Raw genomic sequence first — 19,088 nt, 5'->3', positions numbered from 1 at the left:
GGCCCGGCAGGCACCTCAGGAGATTGCCGGGCTGACCGAATGCGCGCCTGCGCCTTGAACGACCGATGGAGAAACCGACGTGACGGCTCTGCTAAATTCACTGGAAGCACGCGATACCGCCTTTGTGCTTCATCCATATACCAATGCCTCCCAACACCTGAAGGATGGCCCGATGGTCATTGCCAAGGGTGAAGGCGTTTATGTCATCGACAATGATGGCAACCGGTACATCGAGGCGCTGGGTGGATTGTTTTGCGCGTCGCTGGGTTTCAGCGAAGCGCGCCTCGTTGACGCTGCCTATCGGCAGATGAAGGAATTGCCCTTCTACCATAGTTTCGGCGGCAAATCGCATGAAACGGCGATTGAACTGGCTGAGCGCCTGATCAAGCTCTCGCCCGTGCCGATGTCGAAGGTGTTTTTCGCCAATTCCGGTTCGGAAGCCAACGACACGGCGATGAAGCTGGTGTGGTATTATCACAATGCAATCGGCAAGCCGGAGAAGAAGAAGATCATCTCGCGGCAGAGGGCCTATCACGGCGTCACGATCGCTTCCGCAAGCCTGACGGGCCTTGCCAACAATCACCGCGACTTCGACCTGCCGATAGACCGGATTCTCCATACGGATTGCCCTGAATTTTACCGTTATGGCCATGAAGGGGAAACCGAAGAGGAATTTGCCAGCCGATGTGCCGCATCGCTCGAGCAGTTGATCCTCAAGGAAGGTCCGGAAACGATCGGTGGCTTTTTCGCCGAGCCTCTGATGGCATCGGGCGGCTGCATTGTACCGCCTGCGACCTATTACGAAAAAATCCAGGCCATCCTGTCGCGTTATGACATCCTGCTTGTCGCCGACGAGGTGATCTGTGGTTTTGGCCGGCTGGGCACCATGTTTGGTTCCGAAAGCTTCGGCATGAAGCCTGATATCATCACCATGGCCAAGCAATTGTCGGCGGCCTATCAGCCGATTTCTGCCGTCATGATCAATGGCAGGGTGCACGAGGCGGTGGTAGCCGAAAGCCAGAAGATCGGCACCTTCGGACACGGCTTCACCTATAGTGGCCACCCGGTTGCGACGGCCGTCGCGCTGGAAACGCTGAAGATCTATGAAGAGCGGGACATATTGGGCCACGTCAATTCCGTCATCCCGCTGTTTCAGCGACGGCTGCACGAGCTTCGAGATCACCCGCTGGTTGGTGATGTGCGCGGGCGCGGCATGATCGGTACGCTGGAACTTGTTCGTGACAAGGCGACCAAGGAGGCGTTCAAGCCCACTGATGGTGTTGCGATCTATGCCGGCAAGCGCGCGCAGGCGCACGGCGTCATCACACGCGCGCTCGGCGACAACTTCTCCTTCTGCCCGCCACTGATCATGACCGAAGCGGAGATCGACGACATGTTCGATCGTTCGACCAAAGCGCTCGACGAAACATATGACTGGGCAAAGACCAGCAATCTCATCTGACGGGGAAAACCATGCGGAACTTTGAACAGCCTGGACGTTCGCTTGTCGTTGCACGCAACGGCATGGCTGCCACCTCTCATCCCCTGGCGACGCTCGCCGCGATTGAAATCCTGAAGGCGGGCGGTGCCGCAATCGACGCGGCGGTCGCAGCCTGTGCCGTTCAATGCGTGGTCGAAGCCGGATCGACGGGTATCGGCGGCGATTGTTTCGCCCTTCTGGCGGCAAACGGCGGCGACAGGATAACGGCCTTCAACGGTTCCGGCCGCACACCGGCGGCGGCCGAGCTCTCCTGGTACAGGCAAAATGGCATTCAGGCGATCGACCGTTCTTCCCCGCATGCCGTGACCATTCCGGGGGCGGTCGATGCCTGGACGCGGCTTGTCGCCGACCATGGGCGCATGTCGATGTCCGAAATCCTGTCGCAGGCGATCGCACTTGCACGGGGCGGATACGCCATCACGCCGCGTGTCGCGTCGGACCTTTCGCACCAGAAGGCCATGCTTCTGCGTGAACCTGCAACGCGCCGCACATTCCTTGTCGGCGACGAGGTGCCTCAGGTCGGAGCCGTGCAGTATCAGCCCGAACTCGCCGACACGCTCGAAGCGCTCGGCCGGCATGGACGCGACGCTTTTTATCGCGGTTCCGTTGCCGAGGAGATGGTTTCTTATCTGCGCGAGAAGGGCGGACTTCACACGAAAGAGGATTTCGCCGAGGCAGCGGGCGAATATGTGACACCGATCAGCGCGGAGTATCGCGGCTGGACGGTGCATGAATGCCCGCCGAACGGGCAGGGCATCATCGCCTTGATGATCCTTAAAATTCTGGAACGGCACAGGCCGGCTGGAGACCCGCTTGATGCCGATAATCTGATGCGGGAAGTGGAGGCGACGCGGCTTGCCTATGCCGCCCGTGACCGGTGGCTTGCCGACCCTGCATCATCGGGCGTACCTACGGATTTCTTGCTGTCGGATGCGCTCGCCGACGAGCTGGCCTCGAAGATCGATCTCAAGCGCCCGGTCGATGCAAGGACGATAGTCGGCGGGGTTGCCCACTCAGACACGGTCTATATTTCGGTCATCGATAAGGATCGCAATTGCGTGAGCTTTATCAACTCCATCTTCCACCCTTACGGCAGCGGCCTGATGGCCCCCAAATCCGGCGTGCTTTTCCATAATCGCGGCCAGAGCTTCGTTGTGGAGGAGGGGCATCCGAATGCGATCGGCGCTCGCAAGCGGCCGATGCATACGATCATTCCAGGCATGGTGACGAAAGACGGCAGGAGCGTGCTGTCCTTCGGGGTCATGGGTGGCCACTACCAGGCCATGGGCCACGCCCAGTTCCTGTCGAAATTGTTCGATTACGGCATGGACATGCAGGCGGCAATCGAGTTGCCGCGTCTGTTTCCGCTGCCGGGAACGGCGAAGGTGGAGATGGAGGAAAATATTCGCCTCAAGGTCGGGGATGTCTTCACGCAGCGTGGTTTCAGCGTACAGCCGCCCAATTGGGCAATTGGCGGCGCGCAGGCAATCTGGATCGATTGGGCTAACGGGTCTTTGCTCGGCGCATCCGACCACCGCAAGGATGGTTGTGCGATCGGTTATTGACCGGCGCTAACCCGCTGGCGGCACGCAAGAACAGACGCGGGCGACGAGAAAAAGCGCCTGCCCAACACTCACAGGTCAATTGGAGGAACAGCAATGTCGAATTCGGCTATAGCCGCCCGCAGGGCCGACGCGATTTCGCGTGGTGTCGGCGTTACCACCCAAATCTATGCCGACAAGGCGCAGAACGCTGAAATCTGGGATGTCGAGGGTCGGCGTTACATCGATTTTGCGGCTGGCATCGCCGTCGTCAACACCGGCCATCGGCACCCGAAAGTCATCGCTGCGGTGAAGGATCAGCTCGATCATTTCACCCACACCTGCCATCAGGTCGTGCCTTACGAAAATTACGTGCGTCTGGCCGAGCGCCTTAATCAGGCCGTTCCCGGCAATTTCAGGAAGAAGACGATTTTCGTCACCACCGGTGCCGAGGCGGTGGAAAACGCCGTCAAGATTGCCCGTGCCGCGACCAACCGTTCCGCGGTCATCGCCTTCAGCGGCGCATTCCACGGCCGCACCTTCATGGGCATGACGCTGACCGGCAAGGTCGTTCCGTATAAGGCCGGTTTCGGCGCCATGATGCCCGATGTCTTTCACGTTCCGTTTCCCGTCGAACTGCATGGCCAGACGGTGGAGGCCTCGCTTTCGGTTCTCGACAAGCTGTTCAAGGCGGATGTCGATCCCAGTCGTGTTGCGGCCTTCATCATCGAGCCGGTTCAGGGGGAGGGCGGCTTTTACGAAGTGCCGCGCGCCTTCATGCAGAAGCTGCGCGAAATCGCCGACAAACATGGTATCCTGCTGATTGCCGATGAGGTTCAGACCGGTTTTGCCCGTACGGGCAAGCTTTTTGCCATGGAGCATTTCGGCGTGGTTGCCGATATCACCACCATGGCCAAGGGGCTTGGCGGAGGGTTTCCGATTGCGGCTGTTACCGGTCGCGCCGAGATCATGGATGCGCCGGGGCCGGGTGGTCTGGGTGGAACCTATGGCGGTAACCCGATCGGCGTCGCTGCCGGCAATGCCGTGCTGGATGTGATCGAAGAAGAAGGGTTGAGCGAGCGGGCAACGCAACTCGGCAACCGGTTGAAACAGAGACTGCAGTCGCTGACCGACACCGTTCCGCAGATAGCCGATGTTCGCGGTCCGGGTTTCATGAATGCCGTCGAGTTCAATGTCCCCGGCTCGGCAGCGCCCAACCCGGATTTCGCCAACAGGGTGCGGGAGAAGGCACTGGAGAATGGTCTGATCCTGTTGACCTGCGGGGTTTATGGAAACGTCATCCGTTTCCTGGCGCCGATCACCATCGAGGACGGGATTTTCAACGAAGCGCTCGGCGTTCTCGAAACGACATTGCGGCAATGTGCTGCGGAGGCCTGACCCATGACCATTTCCGAAAAGCTTCTGTCAAAACTGAAGGACCCGTCGCTTGCAACGGCCAGGGCGCTCATCGGTGACGCGTGGGTCGGTGCCAGTGATGACGGAAAGACCTTCGAGGTGACCAACCCATCCACCGGTGAGGTCATCGCAACGCTGCCAGATATGAGCAGCGCTGAGGCGGCACGCGCCATAGACGCGGCCTATCAGGCTCAGAAGCAATGGGCGAAAAAGACCGGCAAAGAGCGGGCGATGGTGTTGCGCAAGCTCTATGATCTGCTTGTGGCCAATGCCGACGATCTCGCAACGATCCTCACCATGGAAATGGGTAAGCCCTTCGCCGAAGCAAAGGGCGAAATTCTCTCCGGCGCCGCTTATGTCGAATGGTTCGGTGAGGAAGCCAAGCGGGTTTACGGGGATACCATCCCCGGACATCAGCAGGATAAGCGCCTCATCGTCATCAAACAGCCGGTTGGTGTCGTTGCGGCAATCACGCCGTGGAATTTTCCGAATTCCATGCTGTGCCGCAAACTTGCCCCCGCAGTGGCGGCTGGTTGCGCCGTGGTGTCGAAGCCGGCGGCAGAAACGCCACTTTCGGCGCTGTCGCTTGCCGTGCTTGCCGAACGCGCAGGCCTGCCTGCCGGCGTCTTTAATGTCATCACCTCGCAGGATGCGGTGGCGATCGGCAAGGAATTTACTGCCAACGACAAGGTGCGCAAGCTGACCTTTACCGGTTCGACCAATGTCGGGAAGATATTGATGCGCCAGGGGGCCGACCAGGTCATGAAACTGGGGCTGGAACTCGGCGGCAACGCCCCGTTCATCGTTTTCGATGACGCCGATCTGGATGCCGCAGTCGAAGGCGCCATGGTTTCGAAATACCGAAACAACGGTCAGACCTGCATCTGCGCCAACCGGATTTATGTCCAGGCGGGGGTCTACGAGGCATTTGCAGAAAAGCTTGCCGCGAAGGTATCGGCGCTGAAGGTCGGCGATGGTTTCGCGCCGGACGTCAGTACCGGTCCTCTCATTACCGAGAAGGCCATGGCCAAAGTGGAGGAGCATATTGCCGATGCCCTCGGCAAGGGTGCCTCCGTTTCCGTTGGCGGAAGGCGGGATGTGCTCGGTGGCCTGTTTTTCCAGCCGACAGTTCTAACCGGCGTGAATGCCGGCATGAGGATCGCGCGGGAAGAAACATTTGGTCCCATCGCCCCGCTCTTCCGTTTTGAAACTGAGGAGGAGGTTATCTCCATGGCGAACAATACGGAATTCGGCCTGGGCTCCTATTTCTATTCCAGAGACCTCTCAAGAGTGTTTCGCGTGGCGGAAGCGTTGGAATACGGAATGGTCGGCATCAATACCGGGTTGATTACGACAGAAGTCGCGCCTTTTGGCGGTGTCAAGCAATCCGGGCAGGGGCGCGAAGGCTCGAGATACGGCCTCGATGATTACACGGAGATTAAATATCTGTGTTTGAGCATATGAGTCTGGATGTCGGTGATGTTTGGTTTGGTACGAAAACTATCAAAAGCAAGGACGACACCGGAAAGGGCAAACGACAAAAATCGTCCTGTTGGCCATGGTCGTTGAGGCGGGTCCTACAGGTTGTCTAGGGCCACACTACTGGCGCACCCCCTGGCTTAAGAAGCTATTGTTTTTCCCGGGGTTTATCCTTTTCAGCTTCCGCCTCTTTAATTTTGGGACTGCCGGTAAGGAACTTCCTGAAGTCGAAACCTTCAGGAAGATTTCCTGCCGGACTGAAAAGGCTCAATCCTTTGGATATCGTCATATCCAGGATCGAGCGAAAGAGCAGGCGCAGTTTATCTGTGCCATTGCCTCTCGTGGCAGAGGCGCTATCATGACCATGCTGTAGGACGGTGAGCTTTGGGAGGAGTGATACGTGAGACGGATGTGGCCAGACGAATTTGCCTTTCTGCTGGATGATGCGGAAGAGGTTGACCTGCATATTCCATCGGCAGAACATGACGATGGTTCGCCGGGGAAAATGATATCCAGAAAGGCCTTGAAGGCCCGTATCAGCCAGCAGGATTTTGAGAAAATCTGGCCTCTCGCGGAGGCTCGCTATCGGCTGAGCGGCAGGTTTTCAGGCAAGGCGATCACGTTGATCGCCAACAACCCGCATTACCAGAAATGGCATCCCTCCGATGGCGGCAGCGTCGAGAGCGTTTCTGATAGCGGTCAGAAATATACGACGCGCTATGTGGTGGTATATTTTCTTCTGGATGATGTTCGCGAACCTGCCGACGCCTGAAGTCGGCAAGGCCGGTTCCCGCCAATGACATTAAAAGGGCCGCGCAACCCACTTGTTGCGCGGCCCTTTTCTATCTGCTGGTGTGAAGACCCCGCTTATCTCCGATGCGCATCGTTCAGAAGGCGGGCTTTTCCTTCTCCACATTCGCCTTCGTCACAACCGTCAGCGGAATGGGCAGGCGGGCGTCGATCGTCTTGCCGTTCAGCACATCCGCCATGGCGTTGATCGCCAGCAGGCCATCCTCGATCGGGGACTGCACGATGGTGGCGTACATTTCGCCGTTCCGGATAGACTCGAAGGCGTCCTTCTGGCCGTTGATGCCAACAATGGGCGGCGTGGCCTTGCCGGGTTTGGCTTCTTTCCAGGCGTCGATGAAGCCGCGTGCCATGGTGTCGTCATTGGCGTAGACGCCGGTGATCTTGTCGCCGAAGCGGGTGATCAGGTCGCGGCTGGCGACGAGCGCCTTCTGCTGGTCGAAATCCGCATTGACGGTATCGAGAACCTCGATCTTGCTGCCGAGCGCCTTCAGCTTGGCGTTGAAGCCGTCGACGCGGCCGATGGTGGTGCCGTTGCCGGCCTGGCCGGCGATGATGACGATGGAACCCTTGCCGTCCAGTGCCTTCTGAAGCGCTTCGGCCGCCATTTCACCTTCGGAATGGACATCCGGGCCGGTGAAGGAGGTGACGAAAGGTTTGGCTGCGTCATTCATCGGCGAGTTGATGAGATTGACGGGAATGCCGGCCGCCTTGGCCTTTGCAAGACCTGGAATATAGGCCTGCGGATCGAGCGGCCATAAAATGATGCCGGTGGCCTTGCGGGCGATGCAGGTATTGATCTGCTGCACGCCGGTCTGAACGTCGAAATTCTGGCTGAGGCTGAGAACCTCTACCCCGAGTTCCTTGGCCCGCGCATCGATGGCCTTGTTGGCCGGCGTGACATAGGCGTGGGAATCAGCGGCCGTGACGTAACACACCGTCTTGGCCTCGGCGAAGCCGGCCGAGGCGATAAGCGCTGCCATACCGGCAAACAGGGTCTTTTTATTCATGATCACAAACTCCTCCTTAAGTGACATGTCCGGTTAAAGGGATTTCAGTATCGGCATTGCCGGGCGCGGCCTTGCGCGCACGGTGCGGTCGAGCACGACCAGCAGGATCAGGATCAGGCCGTTGACGATCTGCTGGACATAGGCGGGTACGGACTGGAACTCCATTGCCGTGGTCAGCGCTGCAATCGTCAGAACCCCGCCGAGCGTGCCAAGCGCTGAACCGCGGCCGCCTTCCAGCCGGGTGCCTCCCACCACTACGGCGGCAATGATGACGACGGTGATTTCCGCACCGAAGACCGGCGAACCCGTATTGGTCGTCAGGCTTTCGAAAACGCCGGCGAGCCCGGCCAGAGCGCCAGCAAAAACGAAGCTCAGGAACAGCGTCCTGCCGGATGGTATGCCGCTCGCCTCGGCGGCGATGGGGTTCGATCCGACCGCGAACAGGTTGCGGCCTGAAACGGTGCACCTCAGCCAGAAATCGAGCAGCACGATGCCGGCCAGAAACAGGGCGCTGCGGGCCGTGAAGAACTCCGCATAGACCTGCGAAAGCGTGACGGCGAAGGTGATATCGGTGCCCGAGACCGGCTGGCTGCCGGTCACCCAATGCGCCAGGGAGCGGAAAATCAGCATGCTGGCGAGCGTCGCCACCAGCGCGTTAATCTTCAACCCGACGGTGAGAATGCCGTTGAAGACACCCGCGGCGACGCCCGTCAGCACGCCAAGCGCGGCCGCCGGCCATATGCCAAGCTCAGCCTGCAGGGAAATAGCCACGATGCCGGAGAGGGCAAAAACCGCACCGACGGAAAGATCGATCTGGCCGGCGATGAGCAGCACCGTCAGGCCGATGGCGACGATGCCGATCGACGCGCCGCGATCGAGACCGAGGCTTGCGGTGGTGAGGCTGACAAAGCCGGGCACGGTGAACGCCGCGATGACCAGCGTCGCGCCCAATATGATCGCCACCCGATAGCGCGACAGTGCAGACAATAATTCGTTCATGCCACGGCCCTCCGGCGAAGCGCGACGTCGAGCGCAACCGCGAAGGCGATGAGCAGCCCGAGGACGAAGCCCTGAATGGGGGTGGGAACGCCCTGCAGCACCATGACATTGGTCAAGAGCTGGACGAGGATAAGGCCGGCGATGGCGCGCGGCACGGAGCCGAAGCCGCCCATGATCGAGATGCCGCCAACCACGACGGCGGTGATGGCGCTGAACTCATAACCTGTTCCGACCAGTGGACGCGCGCTTTGCAGCGTAAGGCCTAGCAGGCCGCCGCTGAGGCCGGACACCAGCCCGGTGATGACGAAAGCCCCGGCCTTGACCGCCCTGACCGGCACGGTGCTGGCCCGCGCCGCCCGGTAACTGCCGCCGGTGGCGAGTGTCCATCGGCCCCAGATGGTGCTCGACAGGACGAAATGGCCGGCCGCCGCGACGGCGAGAAATACCAGCACGACAAGCGGAATGCCGAGGATGCGACTTTTGACGAAGGCGGCGATAGCAGGATCGGTCCCATAAACGATGACACCGCCGACCGCCGCCTGCACGATGCCGAGAATGATGGTGCCGAGGCCGAGGGTGGCGATGATGGGATTGACGCCGACATAACCGATCAGCAATCCGTTGATGAGACCGCAGGCACCGGCAAGTGCGATGGCCACCAGGAAGGCCGGAACGGCGCCGATCTCCGGCTGCAACGCCAGAGACAGGATCGCGCCGCAGGCGATGGTCGCCGGCACGGATAGATCCGCGAGCCCACCGGTGACGAGGACGAAGGTCATACCGACGACCACGATGCCGACGATCGCCATGGATGTCAGGATATTGATGAAATTGCCCGTCGTGAAGAAAACCGGGCTTGAAAACGAGCCGTACAGTATCACGAGAAGAATGGCCAGCAGGAGGCCACCTCTGGCGAACAGGCCCGCCAGTCGCCCGCCGCGATGAAAACGCGGGGCGACATTGTGCTTTTCGGTGATGGCGGTGATGTCGCTCACGCTGGTTCTTCCCCTGTTGCAAGCGCCATGATGCGCTCTTCCGTCAAGTCTCCGCGTGTCAGCGGGGCGGAGGCGCGTCCGTCGCGCATCACCACCACCCGGTCGCAGACCCCCATCACCTCAGGCAGTTCCGACGAGATCATCACCACCGCCATGCCGCCGGCCACGAGTTCGCCGATGATGCGGTGGATTTCCGCCTTCGCGCCGACATCGACGCCGCGTGTCGGCTCGTCAAGGATCAGCACCTTCGGCCCCGCCGCCAGCCAGCGCGAAATAATCGCCTTCTGCTGGTTGCCGCCCGAAAGCAGGTTGATGCGCCGCTCCGGATCGGGCGGGACGATGGAAAAATCGCGCGTATATTTCGCCGCGAGTCCCCGATCCCTACTCATGCCGATGCGGCCAAGACGACTCAGACGCCGCAGCACCGGCAGGCTGATGTTTTCGCGCACGCTCATGGACGGCACGATGCCGTCGCCTTTTCGGTCTTCGGGAACATAGGCTATGCCGGCCTTGACGGCTGCCGCCGGCGAACCGACGGTAACGGCCTTGCCGTCTATCTCGATGCGGCCTGCCATCAATGGCGCAAGGCCGAAAATCGCCTGGGCGACCTCGGTGCGACCGGCCCCTACCAGGCCGGTCAGCCCAAGGATTTCACCCGATCGAACATCGAAACCGACATCGTGGAATTTGTCGCCGTCGCTCAGTCCCGTGACCTTGAAGGCCACCGGGCCGATCTTCGATGGCGTTTTGGGAAAGACATTGGCAACTTCGCGGCCGACCATGAGGCGGATCATTTCGGCGGCGGTGATGCCGGCGGCCGGTCGGGTGTCGATCATGCTGCCATCACGCAGGATGGTCACGTCGTCGGCGATATCAAGCACTTCCTTCAGCCGATGGCTGATGTAGATGATGGCGATGCCCTGGCTTTTCATCTTGCGCAAAATGGAAAACAGCGCCGCGGTCTCATGCTCGCTCAGGCTGGACGTCGGCTCGTCAAGGACGATGATACGCGGATCGGCGGAATAGGATTTGGCAATCTCGACGAGCTGCTGCTGGCTGATCGGCAGATCACCGAGCCGTGCCTTCGGGTCGATTGCCGCCTCCAGTTCCTTCAGAACCGCAGCCGCCTTGCGCAGCATGGCCTGTCTGTCGACCAGAAAGCGGCGGCGCGGCATGCGTCCGAGATAGATATTTTCCGCAACGGTAAGGTCCGGGACGAGGTTCAGTTCCTGATGTACCATGCGGATGCCGAGTTTCTGGGCGTCGGCCGGCCGGCGCATATGCACCTCCACGCCGGCAATTTCCGTCGTGCCGGTCGTTGGCACGTAGCTGCCACTCAGAATTTTCATCAGCGTCGATTTACCCGCGCCGTTTTCACCGACGACGGCATGAATGCGTCCGTATTCGACCGTGAAATTGACGTTGGACAGCGCCTTCACGCCGGGAAAAATCTTGCTGATCCCCCGCATGCGCAGCGCACTCGCCGTTGCCGCCATGTTCTCCTCCCAGAGCATTCCAAGCTTTGTTACATTAATATAATAGTTATGGCAAGCGGACGCCCGCGTGCCGCCGGAACTTATTTCCGCGCGCCGTTCAGACGGTAGAATCGCGCAGCGTTGCCTCCCAGAACGCCGGCCATCTCGTCATGGGAAATATGGTTCTGCAAAACCGCGCGCAGCGCATTGATGACTTCCGCATAGGAGCCGGCAAGCAGGCAGACCGGCCAGTCGCTGCCGAACATCAGCCGTTTTGCCCCGAACACCGAGACGGCATGTGCGACGAAGGGCGCAAGGTCGTCCGGCGACCAGCTGTCACGGCAGGCCTCGGTGATCATTCCCGACAGTTTGCAGAACACATTGGGATGCTGCGCGACACGGTGCAGGTCATCCGCCCAGCCCTGCGTCATCTCGGTCGCGATAGGCGGCTTCGACAGGTGGTCGATGACGGCGCGGAGGTCAGGCACCGCCTCCAGCGCCTTGGCCACATGGGCAAGATGGCGCGGATAGGTCAGGAAATCGAAAGCGATGTTACGGTCGCGGATCGCGCTGAGACTGGAAAGCACCGCCGGACGCAGAATATAGGCATCATCATCGATATCTTGCAGCATCGGGCGCAGTCCGACGAATTTCGGGTGGGCCGCGAGTGCGTCCAGCTTGGTGGCAAAGGCCGGGTCTTCCATGTCGAGCCAGCCGACGACACCGGCGATGAAATCTTCGCTGGCGGCCAGATCGAGAAGAAAAGCCGTTTCCGCCTCGGTCGCTGCCGCCTGCACGACGATGGTGCGGTGGACGCCGGCGCGCCGCAGAAGTGGGGTGAGATCGCTCGGCAGATAATCCCGATAGAGCGGCTCACCCATCGCCGGCGACATCCAGCCGTAATCGCCGCGTGCGATCCGCCAGAAATGCTGATGGGAATCGATGACGGCGGCATCCATGCGCTTGCCCTTCAAATATCGGCTCGGACACGCTGGATCTGCGTGCCAAGCCCTTCGATCCCGAGTTCCACGATATCGCCGGGCTTCAGCCAGCGCTGCGGCGTCATGCCCATGCCGACACCCGGCGGCGTGCCGGTGGAAATGATATCGCCGGGATGCAGGCTCATGAACTGGCTGAGATAGGAGACCAGAAAGGAAACGCCATAGACCATGGTGCGCGTCGATCCGTTCTGCATCGTCTCACCATTGACCTTCAGCCAAAGCCTAAGATTTTGCGGATCGGCGATCTCGTCTTTCGTCACCAGCCATGGCCCGACCGGCCCGAACGTGTCGCAGGATTTACCCTTGGTCCATTGCCCGGAACGTTCGGTCTGGAACGACCTTTCGGAGACGTCGTGCAAAACGCAATAACCGGCGACGTGGTCGAGCGCCTCGGCCTCGCTCACATATTTGGTGGTCTTGCCGATGATGACGCCGAGTTCGACTTCCCAGTCGGTTTTGGCCGAATTGCGGGGAATAAGAACATCGTCGTTCGGACCGACAATCGCCGAGGTCGCCTTCATGAAAATGACAGGCTCGGGCGGCACCGCCATGCCGGACTCTTCGGCGTGATCGGCATAATTCAGGCCGATGCAGATGAATTTGCCGGTGCCCGCAACACAGGGGCCGAAACGCGGTGTACCCTCCACCGGTGGCAGCTGGTCGGCGGGAATGGCGGCAAGCTGTGCCAGTTTTTCCGGGGCAAGCGTTTCTCCGGCGATATCCCCGACATGATCTGAGAGATCGCGCAGAATGCCGGTCTCATCGATCAGGCCGGGTCTTTCGGCGCCGGCTGTGCCATATCGGACGAGTTTCATGACATCTCCTGCTTAATGGGCTTACATCGTCGCGCCGATGGACCAGGGAACGAACTCGCTGTCGCCATAGCCGAGAAGCTCCGATTTCGTGCGTTCGCCGGAGGCGACGGCCAGTATTCGGGCGAAGATTTCCTCGCCCTTCTGCTGCAAGGTCGTGCCGTCCAGCACGTCACCGCAATTGATGTCCATATCTTCCCCCATCTTGTCGAAGATGTAGGAATTGGAGGCGAGCTTGATCGAGGGGGTGGGCTTGCAGCCGAAAGCGGAGCCCCGCCCGGTGGTGAAGCATAGGATATTGGCCCCGCCCGCCACCTGGCCGGTCGCTGAAACGGGATCGTAACCGGGCGTATCCATGAAGACCAGTCCTTTGGCGTCTACCGGTTCGGCATAGTTGAACACCGCCGTCAGATTGCTCGAGCCGCCCTTCATCGCCGCTCCCAGCGATTTTTCGAGAATGGTCGTCAGGCCGCCCGCCTTGTTGCCGGGAGAGGGATTGTTGTTCATCTCCATATCGTGCCGTCGGGTGTAGTTCTCCCACCAGCGGATGCGTTCGGCCAGCCTCTCGCCCACCTCCGGCCGCTCCGCCCGGCGGATCAAAAGATGCTCCGCGCCATAGATCTCCGGGGTTTCCGAGAGAATCGCGGTGCCGCCTTCGGCGACCAATATATCGGCGGCAATGCCAAGCGCCGGATTGGCCGTGATGCCGGAATAACCGTCTGAGCCACCGCATTGCAGCGCAAGCATCAGTTCCGAAGCGGGGGCGGGAACCCGGCTGACAAGATTGACCATTGGCAGCATCTCGCGGATGGCCGCGACGCCCGCCTCCACCGTCCTGCGCGTGCCGCCGAGTTCCTGAATGGTGAACGTGCGGAAGGTCTCGCTTTCTTTGACGCCGAAAGCATCCATCCAGCGCGGGATCTGAAACGCCTCGCAGCCCAGCCCCACCATCAGCACGCCGCCAATATTCGGGTTCTGCGCCACACCCCATTGGGTACGCTTCAGCAATTCATAGGCCTCGCCATGAATATCCAGCCCGCATCCGGTGCCGTGAACGAGCGATATGACGCCGTCCACATTCGGGAACTGGCCGAGAATGCCCGAGCGATTGATCTCGTCGGCAATGAAGCGCGAGGCGGTGGCGGAACAGTTCACCGAGGTGAGGACGGCGATGTAATTGCGGGTGCCGAAGCGCCCGCTAGCACGCCGGAAGCCATCGAAGCTGCGTCGCTTTTCCGGCTCGACATAACGCGTGGGCTTTGCTTCCTCACCGCTCGCATAACCGCGTTCGAAGCTCTGCATCGTCACGTTATGTTCGTGGACCCATTGCCCCGGCTCGATATCCTGCGTGGCGAAGCCGATGATCTGGCCATATTTGATGATGGGCGCACGGCTTGCGATTGCCCGCACAGCCATTTTGTGACCCCGCGGAATACGATCACGAACGGCAATCTCCGCCGCGGTCTCGCCCGGCGCGATCGGTTCTACGGCGACGATGATGTTATCGGTCTCAGTCAGTTGGATGTAGCGAGCCATGATTTCTCTGCATGAAACAGGCGGAAACCGGAAATTCGATCTTCGCTGTATATTGGAATACTAGTATAATGCAGCATGGTCAAGAGGTGCCTGCAAGGGGTGACGCAAGCATTTTCAGTACGTGAAAACGGGCGCTACACCTGCATCGGCGGCTTCCTCCAAAGAATCTTGATTTCATATTATATTAGTGTAACGATCCGCCAATGCACAGGAGATTGCGATGCGGGCAGGGGATAAACGACGTCTGGGAGCCACGAAGCTTTCCGTAACGGCACTCAGCATGGGCTGCGCGTCGCTTGGCGGGCTTTATACGCCGGTGAGTGCCGCCGATGCGCTGGCGACGCTTCAGGCGGCATGGAATAGCGGCATCCGTTATTTCGATGTGGCGCCCATGTATGGGCTCACCCGGGCGGAGCATCTGCTCGGGCAGTTTTTGCGCGAGGAACCGCAGCGCGATGAGGCGGTCGTCAGCACCAAGGTCGGCAGGCTTTTCGCCAACGACCGGCCAGGTCGCCACCTGCCACCGGAGCCGCCGAAAAATCCGCTGGATCCGGGCTGGCAGAATGGGCTGCCGTTTCGCGAAATCTTTGATTACAGCTATGACGGCATCATGCGCAGCTTTGACGACAGCCAGCAGCGCATGGGTACCGATCATCTCGATATTCTCTTTATCCACGACATTGGCGTCCTCACCCACGGTGAAAGAAATGCCGCGCTCTGGCGGCAATTGACGTCGGGCGGTTTCAGGGCACTCTCGGAATTGCGTGAGGCGGGCTTGATCGCCGGCTTCGGGCTCGGCGTCAACGAGGCGGAGGTGATCGCCGCCGCCATGGATGAGGTTCACCTCGATTGCTGCCTCCTGGCCGGCCGGCACAGCCTGCTGGAACAGGATGCGATGCCGTTGCTTGATCGCGCCCGGCGGCAGGGCACGGCCATCGTCATTGGCGGGGTCTTCAATTCCGGCATTCTGGCGACGGGCACAGCGGCCAACGCCAAGTTCAACTACAAGGATGCGCCTGCCGAGATCGTCCGGCGCACGGAGGAACTGGCGCGGGTCTGTGCCGCTTTTAATGTGCCGCTGGGGGCGGCGGCGGTGCAGTTCCCGCTGTTTCATCCCGCGGTCGCTTCGGTGCTGGTGGGGGCCAAACATCCCGATAAGCTGTTGCAATCGGTCGGATGGTTCGAGACGGACATACCGGAAGAATTGTGGCAGGCCTTGCAGGAAAACGGCCTGCTGGCGCCGATGCCGGTCTTGACCGAAACATGAGGAGCATCGACGCAGGACTGCCATGACGGGACCGGGCACTTCCAAGAGGATGGCGGTGAAAATCAAAAGCCGCCGGGTTCATCGTGTCTTCTTCCATGCACGGCTTGCTTCGAAATCATGAGGGAGGTTGGTTGCGGGCCAGAAACCGGCTAAAGAAATTTCTGCCGGTGAGTCCGGTTTTTGATGGGAGAATACGGACGTGTCAAAAGAAGAGGCGAATGCCGGCCGTTCCTTGCAGGACAAATCCGATTTGACCGGGTTCCTCAATGGCGTGACGATCACGCGGAATATGCCGCTTCGCGACCAGATATACCAGCTCGTTCGCCGCGCCATCGTGACCGGCAGGCTTGCGCCCGGTTCACCGGTCAATGAAATAGAGATTGCCGAGCGTCTCGGCACGTCGCGCACGCCGGTACGCGAGGCCGTGAAACGTGTCGAAGATGAGGGGCTGATCGACGTCCGTGCCCAGGCCGGAACCTTCGTCAGACCCATCAGCCGCGGGCAGGTGCAGGAAGCTTATATCATCCGCATAGCGCTGGAGCGGGAAAGCGTTCGCCGTGCGGCGGAAACCATCAGCGCGGATGCGGTGCAGCGCCTGCGCGACATTATCGATCTCCACGCCCTTTCGGTCAAAAGAGGTCGCTTCGAGGATGCGATCGATCACGATGATGCCTTTCACCGGGTCATTGCGGAGGTCAACGGTTATTCCATGCTGTGGCGCGTGGTGGACATTACCAAGGCGCAGATGGATCGTTGCCGCCTTCTGTCGCTGCCTTCGCCGGGAGCCGGTGAAACGACGATCGAGCAACACAGCGCCATTGTTGACGCCCTGGAGGCGCATGACCCGGAAGCGGCCGAAAGGGCGATCAAGGAACATCTGGAGACCTCGCTCAGCAATACGCTGAAACTGCTCGGCAGTATTGAAGCCAGTGGTCTTGCTGGCGTCTGAAACGCGCCCGGAAGATGACGGTGCCGTGGTCAATCCATGTGGAAGACCTCGGTCATCTGCGTCCACCATTCTTCCGGCCGACGCGTTGGGAATGGCAATTGCAGAGGCTCGCAGATCGCCCACCATTCCTGCATCCGTTGGCCCTTCGCCATCTCCGCCATATCGGCGGAGAAATCATCTCCCGTATATTCCCAATAGCCGAAGAGCAGGTTCTCCGGTTCTTTCAGAAAAATCGAATAATTTGTGATATTGGCGCGGGTGATGGCCTCCAGTACCTCCGGCCATACATTGGCGTGGAGCCTCTTATATTCCTCGACCGTACCGGGCCTGAGGTTGAGGCAAAATCCCATGCGCGTCATCGGAGGTTCCTCAATAGGTCGTCCGGCCGCCGGAAAGGTCAAAAACCGAGGCGGTGGTGAAGCTGTTTTCGCGGCTCACCAGCCATGCGACCATTGCGGCAGCCTCTTCGACCTCCAGAAAGCGACCACGCGGAATTCGCGTCAGCATGTAATCGATGAATTCCGGCGTCAGCGTTTCGAGAATCCGGGTGCGTGCCGTTGCCGGCGTGATCGCGTTGACAGCAATATCGTGTCCGGCAAGTTCCTTGCCGAGAGATTTGGTCAGGCCGATCACGCCAGCCTTGGCTGCGGAATAGGCTGAGAGCTTGGGATTGCCCTCCTTGCCGGCGACCGAAGAAATATTGACGATCCTGCCGTAATTCCTGGCCTTCATGGAAGGGATCACGGTCTTGTTGACATAAAAGGTGCCGTTCAGGTTCACCTCGACGACATGCCGCCATTCCTCGATGTCATAGTCCTCAAGGGTCGCATTGCCCCCGGCAATTCCGGCGGAGTTGACGAGGATCGACACGGGACCGGTCTCGGCTTCGACCTCGGCATGAACGCGTGCAAGGTCGGCAAAATCGGTGACATCAACGACCTTGCCGCTGGCGCTTTCCCCAAGCACGCCGCAGGCCTGCTCGATCGCTGCCTCGCTCATATCCCAAAGGCTGACCTTCGCCCCGGATTCGATAAGTCGCCTTGCAATGGCAAGGCCAATTCCCTGTGCGCCGCCGGTCACCACGGCAACCTGTCCGTCGAGATCAATCCTGTTCATGTCATCCTCCACCTGACTGTGAGAGGAACTATTATACTAGTATTTTGAATTTAAAAAGAGGAAATCACGCTCTCGCTCTGACGTGCGATCAGGGATGGTCTTGCCGGAGGGTGGGCGTGGAAAACTGCCGAGGGCGCGGCCTGACGCAACGTGGCGGCGCAGACAGGTTTCGCTTTATCGAGCAAACGGGGCTTGATCCGGCACCACGGGATGGGCGGTGTCCGGCGTGACTGCGCTTCAGAATCCGTTTGCGGAGAGAAATGCCCTGCTGGCCGCCAGATCGGCAAGAACGCCGCCGGCGTTACGCGGATCGCGCTCCTGCTCGATGGTGATGTAGCCGCCATAGCCAAGTTCCGTCAGGAGGCTGCGGATAGCCGGATAATCGATCGAACCGCGGCCGATCGGGCACATGACGCCCTTGGCGCAGGCGTCGAAGAAGCGGATGTGTTCTCCCGTCACCTCTTCAAAAACCGCGGCGTCGATATCCTTGAAATGAATATAGTCGACACGGCCCCAATAGCGGCGAAGCGTGGCGGCGGGGTCCATTCCGGAATAGGTCATATGGCCGGTATCGAGGCAGAGGCCCGCAAGATCGGCGGGAATATCCTCGATGATCCGTTGCAGCTCGTCTGCAAATTCGATGTAGCCGCCGGCATGCGGATGGATCGTGGCGCGCACGCCATATTTGTCACGCGCGAGCGTTGCGATGGCGCGGATGTTTTCGACCATGCCGTTCCATGCGGCTTCATCGAGGCGCGGCGCGCGGTCTGAATGGCCGGCGGCATAATCGCGTTCTTCATGGCCCCAGTCCATCACTGTCAGGTAGGGGGCAGGAAAACGCTGGCAGGCATGGGTTTCCGGTTTCGGCAGGCGGGTAATCAGTGCGCAGATCTCGTCGGTCTGGCGCAGCAGGTTGTTGCGGTTTTCCGGTGAGACCAGATCATCGAAGATCGTGCCGGCGACGATCTTCAGGCCACGCTCGTCCAGCGCCTGCGAAACGCGGCTGAGATCGAGCGGCAGATAGCCGTAGGGACCAAGTTCCAGCCCGCCGAAGCCGGCGGCCTTTGCCTCGTCCAGCACTTTTTCCCAATCGGGCAGATGGGGGTTCTTGACGTCGTCGACGCCCCAGCAGCAGGGAGCGGTGGTGATGGTGATCGGGTTGGTCATGGCGTCCTCGTGGCGCG

General features: G+C 60.1%; 18 protein-coding genes. 7 read left to right on the top strand and 11 right to left on the bottom strand.

Features of this window, described 5'->3' with window-relative positions; genetic code table 11:
- The first annotated feature begins 79 nt into the window (after positions 1-79).
- From QD336_RS17970 to QD336_RS17955, 4 genes are all read left to right on the top strand, one after another.
- Positions 80-1,462: an aspartate aminotransferase family protein gene (locus QD336_RS17970; RefSeq protein WP_269346493.1), complete on the top strand. Its 1,383-nt coding sequence runs from the start codon at positions 80-82 to the stop codon at positions 1,460-1,462.
- 11 nt (positions 1,463-1,473) lie between these two features.
- Positions 1,474-3,066: a gamma-glutamyltransferase family protein gene (locus QD336_RS17965; protein WP_499171573.1), complete on the top strand. Its 1,593-nt coding sequence runs from the start codon at positions 1,474-1,476 to the stop codon at positions 3,064-3,066.
- Positions 3,067-3,159: 93 nt separating this feature from the next.
- On the top strand, positions 3,160-4,440 hold the full coding sequence (locus QD336_RS17960; protein WP_499171572.1) for a 4-aminobutyrate--2-oxoglutarate transaminase: 1,281 nt from the start codon (positions 3,160-3,162) through the stop codon (positions 4,438-4,440).
- Positions 4,441-4,443: 3 nt separating this feature from the next.
- Positions 4,444-5,922, top strand: coding sequence for an NAD-dependent succinate-semialdehyde dehydrogenase (locus tag QD336_RS17955; protein ID WP_499171571.1), 1,479 nt, complete (start codon positions 4,444-4,446; stop codon positions 5,920-5,922).
- A gap of 163 nt (positions 5,923-6,085) precedes the next feature.
- Here QD336_RS17955 and QD336_RS17950 read toward each other — a convergent pair whose 3' ends face one another.
- Positions 6,086-6,403: a hypothetical protein gene (locus QD336_RS17950; protein ID WP_499171671.1), complete on the bottom strand. Its 318-nt coding sequence runs from the start codon at positions 6,401-6,403 to the stop codon at positions 6,086-6,088.
- Here QD336_RS17950 and QD336_RS17945 point away from each other — a divergent pair.
- Entirely contained in the window at positions 6,347-6,709 is a 363-nt protein-coding gene (locus tag QD336_RS17945; RefSeq protein ID WP_269346775.1) for a hypothetical protein, read from the top strand. The genes QD336_RS17950 and QD336_RS17945 overlap by 57 nt on opposite strands.
- A gap of 115 nt (positions 6,710-6,824) precedes the next feature.
- Here QD336_RS17945 and QD336_RS17940 read toward each other — a convergent pair whose 3' ends face one another.
- The 7 genes from QD336_RS17940 to QD336_RS17910 all read right to left on the bottom strand — a co-directional run bounded on the left by QD336_RS17940 (position 6,825) and on the right by QD336_RS17910 (position 14,572).
- Positions 6,825-7,754 carry a sugar ABC transporter substrate-binding protein gene (locus QD336_RS17940; protein ID WP_499171570.1) on the bottom strand — a complete coding sequence of 310 codons (930 nt, stop codon included), beginning with the start codon at positions 7,752-7,754 and terminating at the stop codon, positions 6,825-6,827.
- A 33-nt stretch (positions 7,755-7,787) separates the two neighbouring features.
- Positions 7,788-8,753: an ABC transporter permease gene (locus tag QD336_RS17935; protein ID WP_499171569.1), complete on the bottom strand. Its 966-nt coding sequence runs from the start codon at positions 8,751-8,753 to the stop codon at positions 7,788-7,790.
- Positions 8,750-9,748: an ABC transporter permease gene (locus QD336_RS17930; protein ID WP_499171567.1), complete on the bottom strand. Its 999-nt coding sequence runs from the start codon at positions 9,746-9,748 to the stop codon at positions 8,750-8,752. The genes QD336_RS17935 and QD336_RS17930 overlap by 4 nt, the downstream gene beginning before the upstream one ends.
- On the bottom strand, positions 9,745-11,244 hold the full coding sequence (locus QD336_RS17925) for a sugar ABC transporter ATP-binding protein (RefSeq protein ID WP_499171566.1): 1,500 nt from the start codon (positions 11,242-11,244) through the stop codon (positions 9,745-9,747). Before QD336_RS17925 ends, QD336_RS17930 begins: the two co-directional genes overlap by 4 nt.
- Positions 11,245-11,324: 80 nt before the next feature.
- Positions 11,325-12,197: an amidohydrolase family protein gene (locus QD336_RS17920; RefSeq protein WP_499171565.1), complete on the bottom strand. Its 873-nt coding sequence runs from the start codon at positions 12,195-12,197 to the stop codon at positions 11,325-11,327.
- Positions 12,194-13,039, bottom strand: coding sequence for a fumarylacetoacetate hydrolase family protein (locus QD336_RS17915; RefSeq protein ID WP_499171564.1), 846 nt, complete (start codon positions 13,037-13,039; stop codon positions 12,194-12,196). Before QD336_RS17915 ends, QD336_RS17920 begins: the two co-directional genes overlap by 4 nt.
- A gap of 21 nt (positions 13,040-13,060) precedes the next feature.
- Complete coding sequence (locus tag QD336_RS17910; protein WP_499171563.1) at positions 13,061-14,572, bottom strand: UxaA family hydrolase; 1,512 nt, start codon at positions 14,570-14,572, stop codon at positions 13,061-13,063.
- A gap of 214 nt (positions 14,573-14,786) precedes the next feature.
- Here QD336_RS17910 and QD336_RS17905 point away from each other — a divergent pair, with 214 nt between their 5' ends.
- Positions 14,787-15,839: an aldo/keto reductase gene (locus tag QD336_RS17905; RefSeq protein WP_499171667.1), complete on the top strand. Its 1,053-nt coding sequence runs from the start codon at positions 14,787-14,789 to the stop codon at positions 15,837-15,839.
- Positions 15,840-16,038: 199 nt separating this feature from the next.
- Complete coding sequence (locus QD336_RS17900) at positions 16,039-16,788, top strand: GntR family transcriptional regulator (RefSeq protein WP_269346506.1); 750 nt, start codon at positions 16,039-16,041, stop codon at positions 16,786-16,788.
- A gap of 29 nt (positions 16,789-16,817) precedes the next feature.
- Here QD336_RS17900 and QD336_RS17895 read toward each other — a convergent pair whose 3' ends face one another.
- The 3 genes from QD336_RS17895 to QD336_RS17885 all read right to left on the bottom strand — a co-directional run bounded on the left by QD336_RS17895 (position 16,818) and on the right by QD336_RS17885 (position 19,071).
- On the bottom strand, positions 16,818-17,147 hold the full coding sequence (locus QD336_RS17895) for an L-rhamnose mutarotase (protein ID WP_499171562.1): 330 nt from the start codon (positions 17,145-17,147) through the stop codon (positions 16,818-16,820).
- A 10-nt stretch (positions 17,148-17,157) separates the two neighbouring features.
- Positions 17,158-17,904 carry an SDR family NAD(P)-dependent oxidoreductase gene (locus tag QD336_RS17890; protein ID WP_499171561.1) on the bottom strand — a complete coding sequence of 249 codons (747 nt, stop codon included), beginning with the start codon at positions 17,902-17,904 and terminating at the stop codon, positions 17,158-17,160.
- 237 nt (positions 17,905-18,141) lie between these two features.
- Entirely contained in the window at positions 18,142-19,071 is a 930-nt protein-coding gene (locus QD336_RS17885; RefSeq protein WP_499171560.1) for a sugar phosphate isomerase/epimerase family protein, read from the bottom strand.
- Positions 19,072-19,088 lie beyond the last annotated feature (17 nt).

Origin of the sequence: Rhizobium sp. BR 250, from assembly GCF_047445855.1 — a bacterium.
Lineage (GTDB): Bacteria > Pseudomonadota > Alphaproteobacteria > Rhizobiales > Rhizobiaceae > Agrobacterium > Agrobacterium tumefaciens_I.
This window is presented reverse-complemented; position numbering and strand designations above follow the sequence as displayed.